Origin of the sequence: Halorubrum distributum JCM 10118 (assembly GCF_000337335.1) — an archaeon.
GTDB classification, from domain to species: Archaea; Halobacteriota; Halobacteria; order Halobacteriales; family Haloferacaceae; genus Halorubrum; species Halorubrum distributum.
Genome location: NZ_AOJN01000018.1, coordinates 96,428 through 116,602 on the forward strand (window position 1 = coordinate 96,428; position 20,175 = coordinate 116,602).

Consider the following 20,175-nt stretch of genomic DNA (forward strand, 5'->3'; position numbering starts at 1 on the left):
TACTCGCCCGACAGGACGAAACTCCGTGCGGTTACTCGCCGTCGAAGGCGGGGTCCTCCGCGTCCACCATCGGGCAGTTCCGGACTCGGAACCGCGAGAAGTCGACCGACTTGACGATCTCGGTCCCCTCGTGGGTACAGGCCGTCTCCGGCGGTGCCGTGAAGTGCGGACAGCGCTGGCAGTAGCTCCGCTTGTCGACCACCCGCTCGTCGCCGGTCGTCCCCGGCCCCGGCGTCTGCCCCAGATCGCCGACCGCACCCCCCTCGGCGGCGTCGTCGAACTCGGTCGCGTCGGCGCCGACCGAGGTCCCCTCGTCGAGCGCCTCCCACACGTCCTCCTCGCCGACGTCGCCGCTCCCCATCGACTCGAAGGGGTCCTCGTCTGTCGGCGAGCCGGCGGCGTCGGCGTCCAGTTCGGAGAACGGGTCGTCCGCCGGGGCGCCCGGTTCCGGATCCTCGGACGCGCCCGTCTCGGGCCCTACGGACGCGCCCGGCTCCGGGTCCGCGCGGGGCGACGCCTCGCCGCCGTCGTCGATCCCGTCGCCGAGCGCCGCGAACGGGTCGTCGACCTCGTGGGCGTCGGGGTCGTCGAGGCCGTCGTCGGCCCCGTCGCTCGCTCCGTCGCCGCTCGGTTCGTCGTCAAACTGCTCCTCACCGAACGGCTCGTCGTCGAAGGGGTCCGCTTCCGGTGCGTCGTCGCCGTCAGACCGGTCGCCGTCGCTCATCGGCGGTCCCTGTCCGGCCCGCCGTCGCTCGCGGCGGTGCTCGTCCGGTCCGTCGTCCGGCTCATCTCGTCGCGGTCGTCGTCCGCGACGTCGCCGTCGATGGCGGGCCGGTCCCCGACGAGGAGTTTCGACGTGCCGAGGAAGCCGGTGTTCGGCTCCAGGTCCTCGAACCGGCGCCCGCAGTGGGGACACTCAGGCGCCGACAGCAGTCCCAGCTCCACGCCGCCGCCGCAGTGGTTACAGTCGGCTGACCGCACGCCGTGCCGGTTCGCCGTCCGCGTCAGCACGTCGACGCGCTCGCGGTCCGCGCGGTCGCGCTCGGCCGCGTCGAGCCGGCGCTTGACCTTGACGACCGCGTTCGCGACCCGCGAGAGCTTGTCGTCGATCTCGGTCAGGTCGTCCGCGGAGATCCCGGCGAGGTCCGACTCCACGTCGTCGAGGCGGTCGTCCACGGCGTCGACCCGTTCGTCGACCTCCTCCACGCGTTCGTCGACCCCATCGAGGCGGTCGCCGAACGCGTCCAGTCGGTCGCGAACCGCGTCCAGGTCGTCGAGGCGGGCGTCGAGCGCATCCAGCCGCTCGCGGAGGTCGTCGACTCGGTCCGAGGAGGGCGCGTCGGCGACGGCCGCGTCGAGCCGGTCCAGCCGGGCGGCGAGCTCCTCCAGTTCGTCCGCAAGGTCGTCGACCCGCGCCGCCGGGCCATCCGCGTCGCCAGCCTCTCCGTCGTCCTCCGCGCCCCCCTCGGCGGCGTCGAGCGACTCCACCTCGCGGTAGAGGTCGACGAACCGATCGCGGAGGTCGGCCACCTTCTCGTCCAACTCCGCGTCGAGGTCGTCGAGGCGGGCCTCGATCGCCGCCACCTCCTCGGAATCGGGGACGTCGATCCCCTCGGACTCCGCGAGCGCGACGAGCGCACGCTTGAGGAGCTCCTCGCGGCTCACGCCGGCGTCCTCGGCCGCGGCGTCGAGGGCGGCCGCCGCCGGGTCGAGGTCACTCATCGCGGATCCTCCGTCATCTACCTGTCGTTGAGCGGCGAGGCTTAAGTAACCTGTCGCGCCGTTCTCCGGATCGATACTCGGCGACCGCCCGGTCCCGAGCCGGGGCGTCGGCTACCGGATTCGGCGTCGGAGGACCGGCTACCGAATCTTGCGCACGTCGCTGATGTCGAAGCCCCCCTCGTGGATCTCGGTCTCGAAGCGGACGATGTTCTCTGCCTCCAGCCGCGAGAGCACGCCGCGGAACTCGCGGACGAACATCGTTCGGGCGCGCTGCGAGCCGCCGCTCTCCCAAGAGAACTGGAGCGTCCCGCCCGCGGCGTCCATCAGGGTGCCGAACTCGCGGTCGCGGAGCGCGTCGGTGTTCACCAGCACGAGGACCAGGGCGTCCCACTCGTATGCCGCCTTCTTCAGTCCCTTCATCACCATGGCGACGTCGCTCCAGTCGGTGTCGTCGGAGACCATCGAGACGAGGTCTGTGACGGAGTCGATACAGACGAGGCTCCGCTCGCCGTGTTCCGAGAGGTAGTCGCCGAACGCGGTGAGCACGTCCTCGTACTCGCCGCGGTCGCCGAGCTCGGTGATCGAGGCGGTCGCCGTCTCGTACCAGTCGCGCGGCACGGGCGACAGCTGGAAGTACTCCGGCGAGAGGTCCCGGAAGGAGATTTGATCGACCGCCGCGTCGACGATCTCCGAATCCATCGTGTACCCCATCTCGCGGGTGATCGCCTCGGTGTCGGCGGTGAAAGAGATGTAATGAACCGACTCGGGCAGCGTCGCGTCGGCGTCGACGTCGCCGTAGTAGAGGTCGAACAGCTCCTCGTCGGCGCCCGCCAGCGCGTTCATCGCCGCGCTGGTGTACGCGAACTCCCGAGCGCCCGCGCCCGCCTCGCCCGCGAGCAACACGACGCTTCCCGGCGGCGCGCCGCCCCCGAGGATCGAGTCGAGGCGCGCGACCCCGAACGGAACACTGGACATGGCTTACGCCCCGTCGCCGCGGGATTTAGTGTTACCCCTCTCCGGGTCGGCCGAGGGCGGTTCCGCCCCGCGCTCCGCGTCGATCCGCGCGCCCTCGTTCGAAGCGCGGACGACCGACACCTCGCCGCCGACGCCGGCGGCGTCGAGCGCGCGCTCGCCCGCGTCGCGCGCCGCCGCGGCGCGCTCCGCGTCGGTGACGCCGTAGACGGTCGGCCCCCACGAGGACTGCCCGGCGCCGAACACCGACGCGGCGCCCGACAGCGAGTCGACGACTTCGCCGACCGGCGGCCGGTACACGCCGCCCTGCTCGTCCGCGTACCACGCGCCGTTGAGCCGGCCGATATCCGCGACTGCCGCCCCGAACGCCTCCGCGTCCTCCGTCGCGACCGCGGGGAGGACGCGCCGGGTGACGATCCCGCCGATCCGGTCGGCGAGGCTCGGGTCCGCGCGCTCGACCGCGGTCCGCATCGCGTCGTCCTCGGCCGCGCCGCTCCGCCCGGCGTCCGCGTCGGGCTCGACGAGCAGGAACCGCCAGTCCTCGGGGACGGCGTGGCGCGCGGCCACCGGCGGGACGGTCCACTCGCCGTCCGCGGGCCGGTCGGTGGTGAAGCGCGCGGTCGGGTGGCCGGCGTCGAGGACGAACCCGCCCCCTTCGAACGTCGCGACCCCGACGCCGGAGCGCCCGCCGCGGCCGAGCGCCGGAGCGCGCTCTCGAACACGCGCCGGCTCGCCGTGGGCGGCCGCGACCGCCGCGAGCGTCGCCGCCGCCAGCTGCGTCCCGCTGCCGAGCCCGGCGTGTCTGGGAAGCGACTCGCGGACCGCGACCCGGGCGCCGTCGACGCCGAGCAGGTCGACGGCCGCGGTCGCGTACCCGCGGGCGTCGCCGCGCACGTCCGAGACGGAGTCGGCGGACTTCGCGGGGATCTCTTCGGCCCCGTCGACCGTCACGCTCACCGCCGAGGCCGGCTCCGCGTCGACGACGACGCGGGGTGCGGCGAGCCCCACGCCGAGCGCGCCGTACAGCCGCTCGTGCGAGAGGCTGAGGTTACAGAAGCCGAAGTGGAGCCGGGCCCCGGCGCTTGCGCGTGCCATCTCGTTATCGCTTCGGGGCGGACTGATAAAGGGGCCGTGACCGTGGCGGGAGTTGCCTCGGACCCGGCGAGCGGACGCGCGACCCCCGCGAGCGCGGCGTCCGACCTCGCGGTCGCGGAGGCGGCCGAACTGGTGCGCTTTTGAACGCGGGGGACCTCGGTCCGGGTATGACCGAAACGCTCAGGCTCGCGACCCGCGGGTCGGACCTGGCCCTCCGACAGGCCGAGACCGTCCGCGAGGCGCTGTCGAGCCGGCGCCGCGACGTCGAACTCCGGCAGGTGGAGACGCGCGGCGACCAGATCCCCGACGAACTGATCCACCGCCTCGGGAAGACGGGCGCGTTCGTGCGCGCCCTCGACGAGGAGGTGCTCGCCGGCGACGCCGACCTCGCGGTCCACTCGCTGAAGGACCTCCCGACCGAGGAGATGGACGACCTCGTCGTCGCGGGCGCCCCCGAGCGCGCACCCTCCGGCGACGTGGTCGTCCAGCCGGACGGGCTCGGCATCGAGGAGCTCCCGTCGGGCGCCGTCGTCGGGACGGGGTCGCTCCGCCGGGGCGCACAGATCCGGGCTGCGCGGCCCGACCTCACCGTCGAGCCGATCCGCGGCAACGTCGACACGCGGCTGGAGAAGCTGCTCGCGCCCGGCCTCCAGGCGGAACACGAGCGGCGCCTGATCGCCTCCGGAGAGGAAAGCGCGCTGACCGCCGAGGAGGACGGCGACGCGGACGGCGCGGAGGGAGAGGAGAGCGACGAGGTCGACGAGGAGTTCGACCGCACCGTCGAGGAGTGGTTCGACTCGCTGTCGGACCTCGAACGCGCGGCGATGGAACGGAAGGTCGAGACCGAGTACGACGCGGTTGTCCTCGCCGAGGCGGGCCTGCGCCGCTCGAACCTCTTCCACGAGGTGGAGACGACGCGGCTCCCGCGCGAGGAGTTCGTTCCCGCGGCCGGACAGGGCGCCATCGCGGTCACCGCGAGCGACCCCGACGTGATCGAGGCGGTCCGCGACGCGGTCGACCACCCGCGGACCCGCGTGGCGGTCACCGTCGAGCGGACGGTCCTCGGCGAGCTCAACGGGGGCTGCGTGGCGCCGATCGGCGTCTCCGCGATGGTTCAAGGCGAGCACGTCCACGTCCGGGCGCGGGTGCTCTCGACGGACGGCACCGAGGAGGTGGCCGACACCCGCGACCTGCCGATCCGGTCGCACGCGACGGCCGCCGCGGAGTTCGCCGCGGAGCTCGCGGACCGCGGCGCCGACGACCTGATCGCCGAGGCGCGCGAGGCGGCGGAGACCGGGGAGAGCAGTGAAGCGGAGGCCGGGGAGGACGATGAGTGAGGACGCGCCCGGTACCGGCGCGGGTCCCGGATCGAACGCGGACGAGCCGCCGACCCGCGGCCGCGACGACCGAGTCGGAACCGTGTTCCTCGTCGGCTCCGGGCCGGGCGACCCGGACCTGCTCACGGTGAAGGCGAAGCGGCTGATCGAGTCGGCCGACGTGGTCCTCCACGACAAGCTCCCGGGCCCGGAGATCCTCGGCGAGATCCCGGAACCGAAACGGGAGGATGTTGGGAAACGCGCCGGCGGCGAGTGGACCCCGCAGGAGTACACCAACCGGCGCATGGTCGAACTGGCCCGCGAGGGGAACCGCGTCGTCCGGCTGAAGGGCGGCGACCCGTTCGTCTTCGGCCGCGGCGGCGAGGAGGCGGAACACCTCGCCGACGAGGGGATTCCCTTCGAGGTCGTCCCCGGGGTCACCTCGGCCATCGCCGGCCCCGCGGTCGCCGGCATCCCGGTGACCCACCGCGACCACGCCTCCTCCGTCTCGTTCGTCACGGGCCACGAGGACCCGACGAAAGAGGAGTCCGCGGTCGACTGGGACGCGCTCGCGGCGACCGGCGGGACCATCGTCGTGCTGATGGGGGTCGGGAAGCTGCCGGCGTACACCGCCGCGCTCCGCGACGCCGGCCTCGACGGGGACACGCCCGTCGCGCTCGTCGAGCGCGCCACCTGGCCCGACACCCGCGTCGCGACCGGCACCCTCGACACCATCGTCGACGCCCGCGACGAGGCGGGGATCGAGCCGCCCGCGGTGACGGTGATCGGCGACGTGGCCGCGACCCGCGACCGCGTCGTGACCTTCCTCGAAAACGCCGGTTCGGCCCCGGTACAGTCGGCGAGCGAGGAGCAGGAAGACGACGAGTCGGCCGGGGGTGACGGGGCGTGAGCGGCGACGGGGGCCGCGGGCCGCGCGTGGCCGTCTTCCGCCCCGACGACGAGCGGATCGAGTCGGCCGTCGAGCTGCTCCGATCGCTCGGCGCGGAGCCGGTCGCCGACCCGATGCTCGAAGTCGAGCCGACGGGCGCGGTTCCGGCCGATGCGCCCCTCGTCGTCCTCACGAGCAAGACCGGCGTCGAACTGGCCGCCGAGGCGGGCTGGGAGCCGGGCGACGCCGACGTGGCCGCCATCGGTCCCGCCACCGCCGCGGCCGCCCGCGAGGCCGGCTGGACGGTCGACGTCGTCCCCGAGGAGTACACCTCCGCCGGCCTCGTCGCCGCGCTCGGACCTCGCGTCGCGGGCGAGCGCGTCGTCGTCGCACGCTCGGACCACGGCAGCGACGTCCTCCTCGACGGCCTGCGCGAGGCCGGCGCCGACGTGACCGAGACCGTGCTCTACCGGCTCGCGCGGCCGGCCGGCGCGGGGGACTCAGCGGAGCTGGTCGCCGCCGGCGACCTCGACGCGGTCGCGTTCACCTCCTCGCTGACCGTCGACAACTTCCTCGCGGCGGCCGCGGACCGCGGCGTCGAGGACGCGGCCCGCGCCGGACTCGCGGACGCGGTGGTCGGCGTCATCGGCCCGCCGACCGCGGAGACGGCCGCGGAGCGCGGCGTCGACGTCGACGTCGTCCCCGACGAGGCTGCGTTCGAGGCGCTCGCGACAGCGGTCGTCGACGCGCTCGACGAGACTGCGGCTCGGCACGACTGACGCGCCGAGTCCGGCGACGACTGCGACACGATCCGTCGCGTGCCCGCAAAATCTCCGTTGCTGATAATCGACGGCGACCGACCCGTCGACGTCCGACCGCACTTACCGGCGCGGATAGCGCGTCAACCGAATCGCGCCGGCGACCGGAGCAGTCGAATATCAAATGAGATATTTAGAGGGTGTAATTTATACCCCAGTACGTGATAGCCGATGCCATGGAACCGACCGAGCGCTGGCTGCTGCGGGTCGAGGACGACGTCCTCGTCGTCGAGTTCCCACACGGGACTGGACTGAGCCCCGCGGACGGCGAGTCGCTGCTCGATCGGTGGCGGGTCGCGACGGACCCCAACGCCGTCAACGCCGTCGTGATCGTCGTGCGGACGAGCCGTCCGTGTTCGGATGCCGGTCGCCGGGCGCTCCGCGAGTCGGCGCAGATCGCGGTCGCCCGCGGCGTCGACCGCTTCGCCGTCGTCGGCGAGCGCTCGAAGCGGCGGTTCCTCAAGCGGACCATCGACGTCGAGGGAGTCGACACCGAGGCGTTCAACGACGATGACGCCGCGCTGCGGTGGGCGAAGTGCCCGTCCGCCGCCCCCTCGTCGGTCGAGACCTCCTCGTAGTTAGCTTCCGCTCGCGGTCTCGTTCTCCGCCTCGTCCGTCTCGTTGCCGCCGGTAGCGTCGTCCTCGCTATCCTCGCCGTCTTCTTCGTCGTCCTCGCTACCTTCGTCGTCGTCATCGTCGTCGATCTCGTTGACGTCGACGTCGCGGCCCGCGACCCCGCTGCCCGAGATCACGGGTTTGAGGATGTAGCCGTTGTTCTTCCCGCGCTTGACGACGTTGATGTCGAAGACGAAGCTCACCTCCTCGTCGGGCGTGACCTCGAACCCGTTCGTGATCTGGAGCTTCTCGCTCGGGAGCTTCACGTCGACCTCGCTGCCGTCGACGATCCCCTCGACGGCCGAAACCTCGAGTTCGATCTTCTCGTAGCTCCCCGCCGGAATCTCGCCGTCGAAGACCGCGATGGCGTCGTCCTCGACCACTTGCGTGAGATCGACCGTCGCGCCGTCGAGTTCGACGACGGTGAAGCCGCGGTCCTCCTCGTCGTCATCCTCGCCGTCCTCATCCTCGCCGTCCTCATCTTCCGCTTCGACATCTTCCTCGTCGTCCCCGCCGTCATCGACGTCCGTCTCGTTCGCGTCGTCGTCCTCGTCCGCCGTCTCGTTCGCGTCGTCATCGGTTTCCGTGGCGTTCTGCTCGGTGTCGTCGTCCGATCCGTCGTCCTCGTCGGCGTTTTCGTCGTCTTCCTCATCCTCCGCGTCTTCGTCGTCCTCGTCGTCGCCGTCTCCGGCCTCGAAGATCCGAGCCCGGTCGAGGGTGACGTCCAGCCGGTCGAAGTCGTCGATGTCGGCCGGGGCGTCGCTGATGAGGAGCCGGAAGTTTCCGGTGAGCGTCTGGGAGCCGTCCGAGCCGTCCGAGCCGTCCGACCCGCCCGAGGTCGGAAGAGACCCGTCGCCGGCGCAGCCGGCGAGCAGCGTCGCGCTCGCGCCGGCGCCGAGGGCCACGAACTTCCGTCGGCCGAGGCCGTCGGTCGACGCGCCCGTCGAGCGGTCGTCGCCCGTCGTTCGCGATCCGTTCTCGCCTGTCGTCTGCGATCGGTCAGTCATCGTGAGTGAACGAACGGGCCGCGGACGGGTATAAACGGGCGATACTCCGTCCGAATTTGTGCGGATAAAGCCGGCTTTAGCGGCGCGTGCGGTGGTTCGAGACGATCGGGGGGCGATACGGACGGTAGCGGGCTACGGTTCGGCGGTGTCGATGCCGGCCGCCTCGACCACGCGCTCGGCGTGCCGCGTCGCGCGCTCGCGGACCGCCGCCGCGTCGATCCCGACGTGCTCGCCGTCCGCGTAGCGGACGTCGCCGTCGACCATCGTGAAGGTCACGTCGTCGCCGTGGGCGGCGTACACCAGATGGGAGAGCGGGTCGTGGATCGGGGTCGCCCGGGTGACGTCGGTCGTGAGTCCGATCACGTCGGCGCGGTGCCCCTCGCGGAGCGCGCCGAGGCGGTCGAAGCCGGCCGCGCGGGCGCCGCCCTCGGTCGCCATCTCCAGCACGGTCGCGGCCGGGAGGCGGGTCGGGTCCCGGGCGTCGACCTTGCCGAGGAGGCTCGCCTGGCGCATCTCCGTGAAGGGGTCGAGCGTGTTGTTGCACGGCGGGCCGTCGTTGCCGAGTGCGACCGTGACCCCGCGGTCGAGGTAGTCTTGGACCGGGGCGATCCCCGAGGCGAGCTTCATGTTCGAGGAGGGGCAGTGGGTGACGACCGTGTCGGTCTCGGCGAGCACCTCGCGCTCGCGCTCGTCGGTGTGGACGCAGTGCGCGAGCGTCACGTCCGGGCCCGTCAGGCCGACCTCGTCGAGCCAGAGGACGTTGCGCTTCCCCGTGTCGGCCTCCACCGTCTCGATCTCGTCCTCGTTCTCGCTCGCGTGGGTGTGGATCGTCACGCCGTCGTAGCGGTCGGCCAGCTCGCGGCAGCCGCGCAGGCAGGCCTCCGTGCAGGTGACGGCGAACCGCGGCGTGACGGCGTAGCGGACGCGGCCGTCGGCGGCGCCGTGGTACTCCCGGATGAGTGCCTCGCTCTCGGCGAGCGCGGCGTCGGTCTCCTCGATGAGCCCGTCGGGGGACTCCTTGTCCATCAGGACCTTCCCCAGTCGCCCCCGGATCCCCGTCTCGATCGCGGCCTCGAACGCCTCGTCGGCGTGGTTCACCGAGAGGTGGTCGACGACGGTCGTCGTCCCCGATTCGAGACACTCCAGGTACCCCAGTTCGGCCGCGGCCCGGGTCGCCGCGGCGTCCATCGCGGCCTCCATCGGGAGCACGGCGTCGAACAGCCAGTCGAGGAGGGCGTCGTCGTCGGCGATCCCCCGGCCCAGCGACTGGACGGAGTGAACGTGGCCGCCGACGAGGCCGGGCGCGACGAGGTCGAACGCGCGCCGCTCGTGGTCGGGGTAGCGGTCGCGGAGGGCGCTCTCCTCGCCGACCGCGGCGATCGTGTTCCCCTCGACGACGACGGCGCCGTCGGGGATGACGGTCTCGGAGTCGGCGACGACGGTTCCGGCGATCAGCATGTCCGTCCGTTCCTGACGGTCGACCGGTAAGAGGCTGTCCTTCGACGCCACCGCGCATCCGGCTCAGTTCCAGAGACGAACGACCCGCAGGAGAGACGGCACGACAGCTGGCCGCATCGACGCGATATTTAAATGCGAGTGGGCGGCCGCGCGACACCTTATAAACGAACTGCGGTGGCGCGTGCCTGCGAGCGGCCGCCATCGGCGGCCGCGAGACAGCACCGCGCGAGGGAGTTAGCCGGCCGGAGCGAAGCGGAGGCCGGCTGACGAGGCTGGGGAGGCGTGAGGCGCGGTGCTGTGCGGGGCGGGACTCAAAGGGGCAGTCGCGAGGGCAACGCAGGCGACGCAAGCACCGCAAGGAGCGAACGGAGTGAGCGACTGAGGAGCGCAGCGAGCGTGCGTTGCCCTCGCGGCTGGGGCTTTGGAGGTTTTCGTCGTCGATCGACAGTCACCCATTTATAAGTGAGCGACTGGGGCTTTGGAGGTGTTCACCGCCGGGCTATGGACGGCGATTTATAAATAGATCTTAGAACGACCCGATCCGATCTATTCCAGTCGGCGGTCGCGGAACGCCCGGATCACGTCCTGCCGGGCGATGATTCCGACGAGGCGCCCGTCCTCGTCGACTACAGGTACGCGATTAATATCCGGGTCGTCGCCGACGAGCAGGTCCAGCACGTCGTCGACGCTCGCGTCCGGCGTCACCGTCGCCACGTCGGTGCTCATCACCTCGGAGATCGGCTTGTCGGCGTTCCGGATCAGGTCGACGCCCAGGTCGATGTCGGCCCACGGGCGCTTCACCTGATAGGAGAGCGTGTCCACGAACGGCGGGAGGCCGATCGGGATCCACAGCGTCTCGTCCTCGGGCTCGAACAGGTCGACGAGGTCGGACTCGGTGATCACGCCGACCACCCGCTCGTCGTCGTCGACGACCGGAAACCCGCTGAACTCGTAGCGGGCGAACCGCTTGAACACGTCGGCGACGTCGTCGTCGGGCGAGACCGTCTTCACGTCCGGTTCCATCAGGTCGCGGGCGGTCAGTGTCATACCGGACGGTCACGGCGGGAGGCCGTAGGCGTTTCGCCCCGGCGGCGCGGCGGGACGCGCGACGCGCTGCTCGCCGACGCAACGGACTTAGGGACCGCGGACGCAGTCGAAGACATGCACCGCAAGGGCCACGTCGGGGCGTCGCTCGTCGTCTACGCCCCGCTCGGGTTCCTCGTCACGGCCCTCGCCTCGATCGAGGTCGGACTCGTCGGCGCCGCCGGCGTCGCCTCGCTGGCGATGGTCCCCGACCTCGACATACGGATCCCCTTCGTCAAACACCGGGGGATCACTCACACCGTCTGGTTCGCGCTGCTCGTCGGCGTCGCCTTCGGAGCCGTCGGACTGGCGGTCGGCCTCCAGCGCGGAGTTGTCGAGGCGCTGCTGTTCGGCGGCGCCGCCTTCCTGTTCGGCGCCGTCACGATTCTCTCGCACCTCCTCGCCGACGCGCTCACCCCGATGGGGATCCGGCCGTACGCGCCCGTGAGAGACGACGAGTACACGCTCGACCTGTTCACGGCGGCGAACCCGCTCGCGAACTACGGACTCCTGGGACTGGGCGGCGTCGTCGTCGCGGTCGCGCTCGTCGCGGGCGAGGCGGTTCCGGTGTAGCGGGCGCGAGAGCGGCGATCTGTCGCAGAGCAGTGTGACGGCAGCGACACTCTCCGAGCAACGCCGAAAAGTATGGCCGGGGTGGGCTCCGAACCCACGATCTCCGCATGTCCCAGGTCCGAGGCTCGGCGGAGCCACGGGAAGGACGCGGACGCTTCCAAGGCGTCACCGCACCGAATCTCCGAACCCTATGAGTGCGGCGCTATGTCCAGCTAAGCCACCCGGCCTCACCAGTTCGTACCGCGATGAGACTCTTTAACCTTCCCATCCGTCGGAAGGTTGTGAACCGATCGCAGATCGCCTCGGGCGGTCGCTTCCGGGGTCGCCTCGGGGCCGAACGCGCTCTCGAACACGGGCACAGAACCGCCCCGGTTCGGGCCGCGAAGGGCGCGCTCGACCCGCGCTCGCGCCCGACCCAGCGGATTTATGCCGGGCGCGGCGTATCCCCGGCGTATGAGCCTCCCCGAACTGCTCGCGGCGACCGTCGGCGACGAGGACGTCGTCGCCGAGGTGCCGCTGGGCGGCGACGATCGACTCGCGGTCACGCCCACCCGGACCCTCGTCTTCCGCGGCGACGGCCTCCTCTCCGACGAGTCCGTCGACGAGTACGGCCACGACGTCGAGCGGATCGAGGTCTCGACGGGCCGCCGCAAGGCGAAGATCACCCTCGGGTACGGCCTCGACGGCGACGAGACGCTCTCGGTCCCCGCCAAGCGCGTCGACGACGTCCTCCACCCGGTCCTCGCCGGCGTCCTCTCGGCGAGCGGCGTCACCGGCCCCGGCGAGACGGTCGTGCGCACCTTCCGCTTCTCGGAGCTCACCCTCATCGTCACCAGCGAGCGGCTGGTCAAACACGTGGGCTCGGCCGTCTGGGACGCCGACTTCGAGGAGTTCCACTACGAGGACCTCACCGGCCTCGACTTCGAGGAAGGGACCGTCGCCACCGCGGTCGTCCTCGTCCACGACGGCCGCTCGGAGCGGTTCAAGGCCCCGAACGAGTCCGCCCGCGCGGTCCGGGAGACGCTCGCCGACGCGGTGTGCTCGTTCCACGGCGTCGAGAGCCTCGAGGAGTTCCGCGTCGCCGCCGCCGAGGCCGAGGAGTCGGCCCCGGACGCGGAGGCGAGCGGCACGACCGACTTCGGCGAGGGGCCAGACCCGCTCTCGGCGTCCCCCGCAGCGGACGCGGAGGCCGACGCCGACGGGCCCGAAACGGAACCGGACGGCGCGACCGGCGCCGCCGATCCGCCCGCCGAGTCCGGTCCCGGTTTCGAGGCCGACGACGCCGCCGACCCGGGCGCCGCGGCGTCGCAGTCGGCCGAGTCGGCCGTCGAGTCGGCAGACGGGGCGTCGGAAGCCGCCGCCGACGACCCGCTGGGCGCGGACCCCCTCGCGGCGGACGCGAGCGTCGACGCCGCCGCGACGGACCCGCTCGACGCAGACGGGACGGAGTCCGCGCCGACCGCCGAGGGGATCGAACGGGAGGCAGACGACGGGCCCGCGTCGACGGCCGATCCCGAGGCGCTCGCCACGGACGCGGCGGTCGACGACGTGTCGACCGGGGAGCCCGTCGCCGACACCGAGACCGACGCCGACGGCCCCGTTCCCGGGGACGACGCGTTCGACGGATCGCCGTTCGAGAGCGCCGGCGTCGAGGACGCCGACCTCGCGACAGAGGTCGCCGCGCTGCGGCGCACCGTCGAGGCGCAGTCCGAGCGCCTCGACCGGCAGTCGGCGCTCATCGAACAGCTGATCGAGGAGCTTCGCCGGGGTCGGTGACGGACCGCTTCACCTCCGCGGCTCGGCTCCCGGGAGCGGTCGCCCCGATTCTCTCGGCTGAGACTCGCGTCGGATCCGTTATCCGGTCGGCGGCGAACCACCGACCGTGATCAGCGGACTTGGCGCCCGGGCCGGCGCGGTGTTGAGCGGCATCTCGAGCACGGAGGGGCGACTGGCGGTCACCGCCGCCATCGCCCTCGGGACGCTCGCGGTCGGGTGGCTGCTGTTACCGAAGGCCGTTCGCGCCGGCGAGCGGACCGCCTCGGGCTGGATCGAGCGGCTCGTGGACGAGCGCCTGGCGGAGTCGACCGAGGGCGCCATCGAGACGCTCCGAGACGGCGTCCCGTCGTCGTTCCTCCTGCGGCTCGCGGTCGGCGTCCTCCAGTTGGGGCTGTTCGCGCTCGCCGGTGTCGCCGTGCTGACGCTGTGGGGGCGGTTCGACGTCGTGGTCGCGGTGTCGCCGGTCGCGGAGAACGCCCTCACGGTCGGTGCGCAGATCGTCGTCTCGGCGGTGTTGCTCGGCGGTGCCTACGTCGTCAGCGACGTGATCGAGGCGTACGTCGCCGACCTGTCGGCCGACAGCGACCGGATCACCGCCCACCAGGAACAGCTCCTCACCCGGCTCGCGCAGGTCGGCCTGCTCGTGCTCGCCGGCATCACCGTCCTCGGGGTCTGGGGGGTGAACCTCGGCGGCCTCCTCGTCGGCGCGGGCTTCCTCGGGATCGTCCTCGGGATGGCTGCCCGGCAGACGCTGGGGTCGCTCCTCGCCGGCTTCGTGCTGATGTTCTCGCGGCCGTTCGAGATCGGCGACTGGGTCGAGATCGGTAGCGAGGAGGGGTTCGTCACCGATATCACGATCATGAACACCCACATGCGCAACTTCGACGGGGAGTACGTCGTGGTGCCGAACGACCTCGTCGCCAACCAGGCGATCACGAACCGGAGCCGCGAGGGGCGCCTCCGGATCCACATGGAGGTGGGGATCGGCTACGACGACGACCCCGACGAGGCGGCCGGGATCGCCGAGGACGTCCTCTCCGGGATCGACACGATCGCGAACAACCCGCAGCCGTACGCGATCCCCTCCGGGTTCGGCGACTCCGCGATCCTCCTCGACCTCCGGTTCTGGATCGATCCCCCGACCCCGCAGGCCCGGTGGCGCTCGAAGGCGACCGCGGTCGAGGAGATACAGGACCGCTTCGCCGACGCCGGCATCTCGATCCCCTACCCGCAGCGGACCGTCTCGTATCCGCCCGAGACGGCCGAAGCGGACGAGACCGTCGAGCGCGTCGAGCGGGCCGACGAGTCGGTCGACGGCCGCCCGCGCGACGGCTCGGTCTGACCTCCTCGCGCGACGGTTCGGTCTGATTTCCCCGCGCGACGGGTCCGTCCGCCCTCCTCGCGACGCGGCCGCTACCGGTTCGAGGGTCCGGTGTAGCCGCTCGGGAGCTCCGAGCCGCGACCGGTGAACAGGCGCTCGAACCGCTCGATGCGGTCTAAGACGTAGCGCAGCGCCGCGGTGAGCGAGTCCGCGCCGATCGACAGCAGGTGGCGCGCGCCCTTCGTGCGGTCGGCGTGATAGAAGCTGATCTCGCCTTCCGGCTTGGTGTTCCGCTCCGGCATCACCACCAGGTCCTGTCTGCTGGGGTCGTGCCGGAAGACGAGGACGTCGGTGAGCGAGTCGGCCCCGTAGGTGACCACGTCGTGGAGCACGCTCCACTTCTGTGGCGTCTCCTCCGCGAGCGCGTCCGTATCGACGACGTTCCGCATGGTCGTCGCCGTCGAGACGCCCTCCAAGCCGGACCCGCGTCGCTCCCGAAGCCACGCGAGGATCCGCTCGACGACGTCGCGGAGGCCGTCGGGGCCCGAGAACCGGCCCGCAGACCGCTCTCGCGGCAGCGACCCCCGCGTCACGTCGGTCCGCTCTCCCATGCGAGTACCCCCGGTCCCATCGTGTTAATAGGTATCGGTCAGAGACCCCCGTTCGGACGCGGAGCGCTCGGACCGCGCCTCACCGGTCCCGACCGAATCCGGCCGCGAACGTCGCCGCGTCGACGGCGAGGACGGTCGGACGGCCGTGCGGGCAGGCGTACGGGCGGTCGCACTCGCCGAGGCGGTCGAGGAGGTCCCCGAGGTCGCCGTCGGCGAGGTCGTCGAAGTCGCCGCGCTTGAGCGACGGGTGACACGCGAGGTCCGCGAGCAGGTCGTCGCGGGCGTCCCGCGCCGCCCCCGAGTCGCTCCCCGAGACCGCCGCGAGCGCGTCGCGGAAGGCGTCCGCGTCGGCGGTCCGGCCGAACGGCGCGGGGACGGTCCGCAGGCGGCGCGTGCCGCCGCCGAACGCCTCGGTCTCGAAGCCGAGCGCGGCGAGGTCGTCGGCGTGCGCCCTCGCGGCCGCCGCCTCGTCGGTCGACAGCGAGACGGTCGCGGGCGGGTCGAGCGCCGCGGTCGGCACCGGGTCGCCGTCGAACGCGCGGGCGAGCCGCTCGTAGTTCACCCGCTCGTGGGCGGCGTGGCCGTCGATCACGAGGAGTTCGTCGCCGGCCTCGACGAGGACGTAGAGGTCCCGGAAGACGCCGAGCGGATCGGCGTCCGCGAACGCGCCGACGCGCGAGCCGTCCTCCTCTCCGACCGGGTCGAGCGCGGAGTCGAGGTCGGTGGCGACGTCCGCGGAGCGCCGGAGGTCCGCGCCCGTGAGCGCGTCCTCAACGACGGACGCGACCGCCTCGGCGACCGCGTCGGCGTCGCGGAGCCCCACCTCGCGCTTCGCCGGGTGGACGTTCGGGTCGACGCGGCCGGGCGGGAGGGAGACGTCGACCGCGGCGACCGGCTCGCGGCCGTCCGGGAGGAGCCGGCCGTAGCCGTCGCGGACCGCGGCCGCCAGCCGGTCGTTCCGGACCGGGCGGCCGTTCACGGAGACGCGGACGTGGTCGCGGGTCGAGCGGGTGACAGAGGGGTACGCCAGGGCGCCCGCGACGCCGACGGAGACGGGGGCGTCGCCCGTGGCGTCCGGGCCGGCGACCCCGAGGTCGACGCTCGCGTCGACCGTCGTCGACCGGCTCGCCGTGTCGCGGTCGTACACGGCGAGCAGCGCGTCCGTGCGGTCGGTCCCGGGCGTCGACAGCGTCGCCGACCCGTCGTGGTCGAGCGAGAACGCGACCGACGGGTTCGCCAGCGCGTAGTCGGCGACGAGCGAGGAGATTCGCGCGAACTCCGCGTCCGCGCCCGCGAGCGACTCTCGGCGTGCCGGCCGGGTCGCGAAGAGGTCCTCGACGACGACCGTCGTTCCACGGGCGCGGCCCGCGGGCTCGACCTCGACGTTCGTCTCGTCCGCCGTCGCCGCGGTCCCCGCGGTCCCGTCGACGACGACCCGCGTGCCGACCCCGTCGCCGGGGCTCGTGACGAGTTCGAGCCGGGCGGCCTCCGCGATCGCCGCGAGCGCCTCGCCGCGGAAGCCGAGCGACTCGATCCCGACCGGGTCCCCGTCGGGCGCGAGCTTGCTCGTCGCGTGGCGCTCGACGGCGCGGGCCGCGTCCGCGCGGCCCATCCCTCGGCCGTCGTCCGCGACGCGGATCCGGTCGGTTCCGTCGCCGTCGACGGCGATCTCCACCCGAGAGGCGTCCGCGTCGAGCGCGTTGTCGACGAGCTCGCCGACGACCCGCGCGGGCCGCGTGACGACTTCGCCGGCCGCGATCCGGTCGACGGTCGCCCGGTCGAGCCGGCGGACGCGACCCGCGTCCTCAGCCGCGTCTCCGCGGGCGTCGGCGGCGCCCCTCCTTCCGGACGCGCCGCGGTCGCCGTCCCGATCACCCGTCATCGTCGACCCTCGACTGGAGGTCGTGGAGGGCGTTCAGCGCCTCGATCGGCGTCATCCGCGCGAGGTCGAGGTCGCGGAGCTCCGCGGCGAGGCCCGGGGGCGCGCCGGCCGCGACACCATCGTCGGGGTCGGTCGGCGTGCGCGCGGGGTCGCCCTCGGTCGACGCTTCTGTCCGCGGCTCCGTCTCGGTCGGAGAGTCGCCCGCCTCCGGACCTGTCTCGTCTCGCTCCGCCGACGCCTCCTCAGCGAGGAACTCCCGCAGCGACGCGTCGCCGTCGCGGTCCGCGTCGTCCGACATCTCCTCGTCCGTCGTCCCCTCCGCACCAGTCTCCGTCCGGCCCGCATTCCGGTCCCTGTCCGCCTCCTCCGCGGCGACGAGGTCGCGGGCGCGGTCGACGACCGGACCCGGAACGCCGGCGAGCTCCGCGACCTCGACGCCGTACGACGACGAGGAGGCGCCGGGGACGACCCGGTGGAGGAACGTCACGTCGCCGTCCTCGCGGGTGGCGGTGAAGTGGAGGTTGAAGACGCGCTCGCGCTCGTCGGCGAGGTCCGTGAGCCCGTGGTAGTGGGTCGCGAAGAGGGCGGTCGCCCCGAGTTCGTCGTGGAGGAACTCGGCGGCCGCACGGGCGATGGCGCGGCCGTCGGTTGTGGCGGTGCCGCGGCCGACCTCGTCGAGGAGGACGAGCGAGTCGGCGTCCGCGTCGTGGAGGATCTCCGTCAGCTCGCTCATCTCGCGCATGAACGTGGACTGCCCGCCCGCGATGTCGTCGGAGGCGCCGACGCGGGTGAACAGCCGGTCGAAGACGGGGAGCGTGGCGGCCTGCGCGGGGACGAACGACCCCGTCTGCGCCAGCACGACCGCGAGCGCCACCGACCGCATGTACGTCGACTTCCCGCTCATGTTCGGCCCCGTGATCACGGCGACCGACCCGCGCGGGAGGTCGGCGTCGTTCGGCACGAACGACGCCTCGGTCCGCTCGACGACCGGGTGCCTGCCGCCCTCGATCTCGATGCCTCCGGCGGGGTCGCTGGCGCCGCTTCCACCCGCGCCGCCCGCGTCGGCGCCGCTCGCGCCGGCGTCGGCGTCCGTCTCGCGCAGTTCGGGCCTGACGTAGTCGCGCTCGACGGCGACCGCCGCGAGCGAGGTCAGCGCGTCGAGCTCGGCGAGCGCGTCGGCGAGGTCCTGTATCCGCTCGGTCTCGGCAGCGACCCGCTCGCGCACGTCGACGAACAGCTCGTACTCCAGGGCGTCCGCGCGCTCGGCGGCGCCGACGATCTCCTCCTCGCGCTCCTTCAGCTCGGGCGTGACGTAGCGCTCGCGGTCCTTCAGCGTCTGCCGGCGCCGGTAGTCGTCGGGGACCCGGTCGCGGTTGGCGTCGGTCACCTCGATGTAGTAGCCGTGAACCTGGTTGTGACCGACCGACAGCGAGTCGATCCCGGTGCGCTCGCGCTCGCTCGCCTCCAGGTCCGCGACCCACTCGCGGCCCTCGCGCTCGGTGGCGCGCAGGTCGTCGAGGTCGTCGTCGAACCCCTCGCGGATCACGCCGCCCTCGGTGATCTCCTGTGGCGGGTCGGTCGCGATCGCTCGGTCGATCAGCTCGCGGACCTCGGTCAGCTCGTCGAGCCGGTCGCCGAGGTCGCGTAGGTGCTCGGTTCGGGGGAGGGCGGGGTCGTCGGTGGTGGCGCGTTCCTCTCCCTCCGCGCCCGCGAGCGTCGCCTTCAGCTCGGGCACGACCGCGAGCGTGCGGTGTAGCGAGCGCAGGTCGCGGGCGTCGGCCCGCCCCCGCGAGACGCGGCTCACCAGCCGTTCGAGGTCGTAGGCGGTCGCCAGCGCGTCGGCGACCCCCTCGCGGGCGAGGCTCCGGTCGGCGAGCTCCCCGACCGCGTCGTGGCGGCTCCGGATCGCGTCGGCGTCGACGAGCGGGCGCCGGAGCCAGCGCTCCAGGCAGCGGCGGCCGAGCGCGCAGTTCGTCTCGTCGAGCGCGTCGAACAGCGTGTCGCTCGCGCCGAGCCCGCGATTCTCGAACAGCTCCAGGCTGCGCTGGGCGGCCGCGTCGAGCCGGAGCCGATCGCGGGGGTCGTACCGCCGGATTCTGGTGACGTACGCGAGCGGCCCGTCGTCGCCCTGCGTGTACTCGGCGTACGCGAGCACCGCGCCCGCCGCGCGGAGCTCCGCGTCGGAGTCGAACCGCCGGTCGGGCGCCGGGAGGTACGGCTCCAGCCGCTCGGTCGCCGTCCGGCGGTCGAAGGCGCCCGCGTCGTAGTCGTGGGCCGTCCAGCCGCGCTCGGCGTCGCTCGGTTCGAAGTCGGGGACGTCCGGCCCGGCGACGAGCTCCGCCGGCGCGATCCGGTCGAGTTCGCCCGCGACGGCGTCCGCGTCGCCCGACGTGACGAGGCACTCGCCCGTCGAGACGTCGACGGCGGCGAGGCCGACGGTCCCGGGGGCGGCGTCGGCCTCCCCGTCGTCCCCGCCGGCCGCCACCGCCGCCACGTAGTTCGTCGTCCCCGATTCGAGGAGGTCGTCCTCGACGACAGTGCCGGGCGTGATCACCTCGGTGACCGCGCGGTCGACGAGCCCGGAGGCCTGCTCGGCGTCCTCGACCTGGTCGCCGACGGCGACGCGGTAGCCCGCGTCGAGCAGCGATTCGAGGTAGGGGGCCGCGTTGTCGATGGGGATCCCGGCCATCGGGTAGTCGCCGGTCGAGTCGGACCGCTCCGTCAGCGTCACCTCGCAGACGCGGGCCACGGTCTCGGCCGCCTCGCAGAACGCCTCGTAGAAGTCGCCGACCTGGAACAGCACCAGGGCGTCCTCGTGGGCGGCACAGAGGTCGGCGTACTGCGAGAGCATCGGCGTGAGCTCCTCGCGGGCGGCCGCGATCCCGGGCGGCAGTCCGGTCGCCGTCTCTCGGTCCGCCGGTTCCATACCCCGTATCCGGGCGGCCGCGGGCATAAACGGTACGGAGCGGCGCGCCCGGGCGTCCCGAGTGGTCCGCGCCCCACGGCTGCGGCGAGAGCCTTACGGTCCTCCGCCCCC

Annotated in this window: 17 protein-coding genes and 1 tRNA gene; 7 read left to right on the forward strand and 11 right to left on the reverse strand. The window is 72.8% G+C overall.

What is annotated here, in order from left to right:
* Positions 1-31: 31 nt before the first annotated feature.
* From C466_RS02550 to C466_RS02565, 4 genes are all read right to left on the reverse strand, one after another.
* On the reverse strand, positions 32-724 hold the full coding sequence (locus C466_RS02550) for a hypothetical protein (protein ID WP_004597011.1): 693 nt from the start codon (positions 722-724) through the stop codon (positions 32-34).
* Positions 721-1,722 carry a hypothetical protein gene (locus C466_RS02555; RefSeq protein WP_004597009.1) on the reverse strand — a complete coding sequence of 334 codons (1,002 nt, stop codon included), beginning with the start codon at positions 1,720-1,722 and terminating at the stop codon, positions 721-723. Before C466_RS02555 ends, C466_RS02550 begins: the two co-directional genes overlap by 4 nt.
* A 138-nt stretch (positions 1,723-1,860) precedes the next feature.
* Positions 1,861-2,697, reverse strand: coding sequence for an RAD55 family ATPase (locus C466_RS02560; RefSeq protein WP_004597007.1), 837 nt, complete (start codon positions 2,695-2,697; stop codon positions 1,861-1,863).
* Positions 2,698-2,700: 3 nt separating this feature from the next.
* The gene (locus C466_RS02565; RefSeq protein ID WP_004597005.1) at positions 2,701-3,789 is read right to left on the reverse strand and encodes a beta-ribofuranosylaminobenzene 5'-phosphate synthase family protein; all 1,089 of its coding nucleotides are present in this window, start codon (positions 3,787-3,789) and stop codon (positions 2,701-2,703) included.
* Between the two features lie 167 nt (positions 3,790-3,956).
* Between C466_RS02565 and hemC the strand changes: the two genes are divergently transcribed.
* The 4 genes from hemC to C466_RS02585 all read left to right on the forward strand — a co-directional run bounded on the left by hemC (position 3,957) and on the right by C466_RS02585 (position 7,390).
* A complete protein-coding gene (gene hemC / locus C466_RS02570; RefSeq protein WP_004597003.1) occupies positions 3,957-5,126 on the forward strand; it encodes a hydroxymethylbilane synthase in 1,170 nt (389 codons plus the stop codon).
* The gene (cobA, locus tag C466_RS02575) at positions 5,119-6,015 is read left to right on the forward strand and encodes a uroporphyrinogen-III C-methyltransferase (RefSeq protein ID WP_004597001.1); all 897 of its coding nucleotides are present in this window, start codon (positions 5,119-5,121) and stop codon (positions 6,013-6,015) included. Before hemC ends, cobA begins: the two co-directional genes overlap by 8 nt.
* On the forward strand, positions 6,012-6,773 hold the full coding sequence (locus C466_RS02580; protein ID WP_004596999.1) for a uroporphyrinogen-III synthase: 762 nt from the start codon (positions 6,012-6,014) through the stop codon (positions 6,771-6,773). The genes cobA and C466_RS02580 overlap by 4 nt, the downstream gene beginning before the upstream one ends.
* A 215-nt stretch (positions 6,774-6,988) precedes the next feature.
* Positions 6,989-7,390 (forward strand): hypothetical protein, encoded by a 402-nt coding sequence (locus C466_RS02585; RefSeq protein WP_004596997.1) that lies wholly within the window; start codon positions 6,989-6,991, stop codon positions 7,388-7,390.
* Here C466_RS02585 and C466_RS02590 read toward each other — a convergent pair whose 3' ends face one another.
* The 3 genes from C466_RS02590 to C466_RS02600 all read right to left on the reverse strand — a co-directional run bounded on the left by C466_RS02590 (position 7,391) and on the right by C466_RS02600 (position 10,939).
* The gene (locus C466_RS02590; RefSeq protein ID WP_004596994.1) at positions 7,391-8,434 is read right to left on the reverse strand and encodes a DUF4382 domain-containing protein; all 1,044 of its coding nucleotides are present in this window, start codon (positions 8,432-8,434) and stop codon (positions 7,391-7,393) included.
* Positions 8,435-8,566: 132 nt separating this feature from the next.
* Entirely contained in the window at positions 8,567-9,892 is a 1,326-nt protein-coding gene (locus tag C466_RS02595; protein WP_004596992.1) for a 5'-deoxyadenosine deaminase, read from the reverse strand.
* 546 nt (positions 9,893-10,438) lie between these two features.
* The gene (locus C466_RS02600) at positions 10,439-10,939 is read right to left on the reverse strand and encodes a CBS domain-containing protein (RefSeq protein WP_004596990.1); all 501 of its coding nucleotides are present in this window, start codon (positions 10,937-10,939) and stop codon (positions 10,439-10,441) included.
* A gap of 114 nt (positions 10,940-11,053) precedes the next feature.
* Here C466_RS02600 and C466_RS02605 point away from each other — a divergent pair, with 114 nt between their 5' ends.
* Positions 11,054-11,548: a metal-dependent hydrolase gene (locus tag C466_RS02605; RefSeq protein WP_004596988.1), complete on the forward strand. Its 495-nt coding sequence runs from the start codon at positions 11,054-11,056 to the stop codon at positions 11,546-11,548.
* 73 nt (positions 11,549-11,621) lie between these two features.
* On the opposite strand, the gene C466_RS02610 is transcribed toward C466_RS02605, so the two are convergent.
* A tRNA-Met gene (locus C466_RS02610) sits at positions 11,622-11,775 on the reverse strand.
* A 226-nt stretch (positions 11,776-12,001) separates the two neighbouring features.
* Between C466_RS02610 and C466_RS02615 the strand changes: the two genes are divergently transcribed.
* Together C466_RS02615 and C466_RS02620 are read left to right on the forward strand one after the other, a co-directional pair.
* Entirely contained in the window at positions 12,002-13,324 is a 1,323-nt protein-coding gene (locus C466_RS02615) for a DUF7115 domain-containing protein (protein WP_004596986.1), read from the forward strand.
* 106 nt (positions 13,325-13,430) lie between these two features.
* Complete coding sequence (locus C466_RS02620; protein ID WP_004596983.1) at positions 13,431-14,666, forward strand: mechanosensitive ion channel family protein; 1,236 nt, start codon at positions 13,431-13,433, stop codon at positions 14,664-14,666.
* Positions 14,667-14,737: 71 nt separating this feature from the next.
* Here the strand turns inward: C466_RS02620 and C466_RS02625 are convergent, their stop codons facing one another.
* From C466_RS02625 to mutS, 3 genes are all read right to left on the reverse strand, one after another.
* On the reverse strand, positions 14,738-15,256 hold the full coding sequence (locus C466_RS02625) for a hypothetical protein (RefSeq protein WP_004596982.1): 519 nt from the start codon (positions 15,254-15,256) through the stop codon (positions 14,738-14,740).
* A 79-nt stretch (positions 15,257-15,335) separates the two neighbouring features.
* The gene (mutL, locus tag C466_RS02630; protein ID WP_004596981.1) at positions 15,336-17,138 is read right to left on the reverse strand and encodes a DNA mismatch repair endonuclease MutL; all 1,803 of its coding nucleotides are present in this window, start codon (positions 17,136-17,138) and stop codon (positions 15,336-15,338) included.
* A complete protein-coding gene (gene mutS / locus C466_RS02635) occupies positions 17,128-20,064 on the reverse strand; it encodes a DNA mismatch repair protein MutS (protein ID WP_004596980.1) in 2,937 nt (978 codons plus the stop codon). Before mutS ends, mutL begins: the two co-directional genes overlap by 11 nt.
* Positions 20,065-20,175 lie beyond the last annotated feature (111 nt).

Excerpts from the sequence above, each read along its gene's own strand:
- cobA (WP_004597001.1), top strand. The coding sequence starts at position 5,119 with ATGAGTGAGGACGCGCCCGGTACCGGCGCGGGTCCCGGATCGAACGCG.
- hemC (WP_004597003.1), top strand. The coding sequence starts at position 3,957 with ATGACCGAAACGCTCAGGCTCGCGACCCGCGGGTCGGACCTGGCCCTC.
- C466_RS02625 (WP_004596982.1), bottom strand. The coding sequence starts at position 15,256 with ATGGGAGAGCGGACCGACGTGACGCGGGGGTCGCTGCCGCGAGAGCGG.
- C466_RS02550 (WP_004597011.1), bottom strand. The coding sequence starts at position 724 with ATGAGCGACGGCGACCGGTCTGACGGCGACGACGCACCGGAAGCGGAC.
- mutS (WP_004596980.1), bottom strand. The coding sequence starts at position 20,064 with ATGGAACCGGCGGACCGAGAGACGGCGACCGGACTGCCGCCCGGGATC.
- C466_RS02590 (WP_004596994.1), bottom strand. The coding sequence starts at position 8,434 with ATGACTGACCGATCGCAGACGACAGGCGAGAACGGATCGCGAACGACG.
- C466_RS02555 (WP_004597009.1), bottom strand. The coding sequence starts at position 1,722 with ATGAGTGACCTCGACCCGGCGGCGGCCGCCCTCGACGCCGCGGCCGAG.
- C466_RS02615 (WP_004596986.1), top strand. The coding sequence starts at position 12,002 with ATGAGCCTCCCCGAACTGCTCGCGGCGACCGTCGGCGACGAGGACGTC.
- C466_RS02565 (WP_004597005.1), bottom strand. The coding sequence starts at position 3,789 with ATGGCACGCGCAAGCGCCGGGGCCCGGCTCCACTTCGGCTTCTGTAAC.
- C466_RS02595 (WP_004596992.1), bottom strand. The coding sequence starts at position 9,892 with ATGCTGATCGCCGGAACCGTCGTCGCCGACTCCGAGACCGTCATCCCC.
- C466_RS02560 (WP_004597007.1), bottom strand. The coding sequence starts at position 2,697 with ATGTCCAGTGTTCCGTTCGGGGTCGCGCGCCTCGACTCGATCCTCGGG.
- C466_RS02585 (WP_004596997.1), top strand. The coding sequence starts at position 6,989 with ATGGAACCGACCGAGCGCTGGCTGCTGCGGGTCGAGGACGACGTCCTC.
- C466_RS02600 (WP_004596990.1), bottom strand. The coding sequence starts at position 10,939 with ATGACACTGACCGCCCGCGACCTGATGGAACCGGACGTGAAGACGGTC.
- C466_RS02605 (WP_004596988.1), top strand. The coding sequence starts at position 11,054 with ATGCACCGCAAGGGCCACGTCGGGGCGTCGCTCGTCGTCTACGCCCCG.
- mutL (WP_004596981.1), bottom strand. The coding sequence starts at position 17,138 with ATGACGGGTGATCGGGACGGCGACCGCGGCGCGTCCGGAAGGAGGGGC.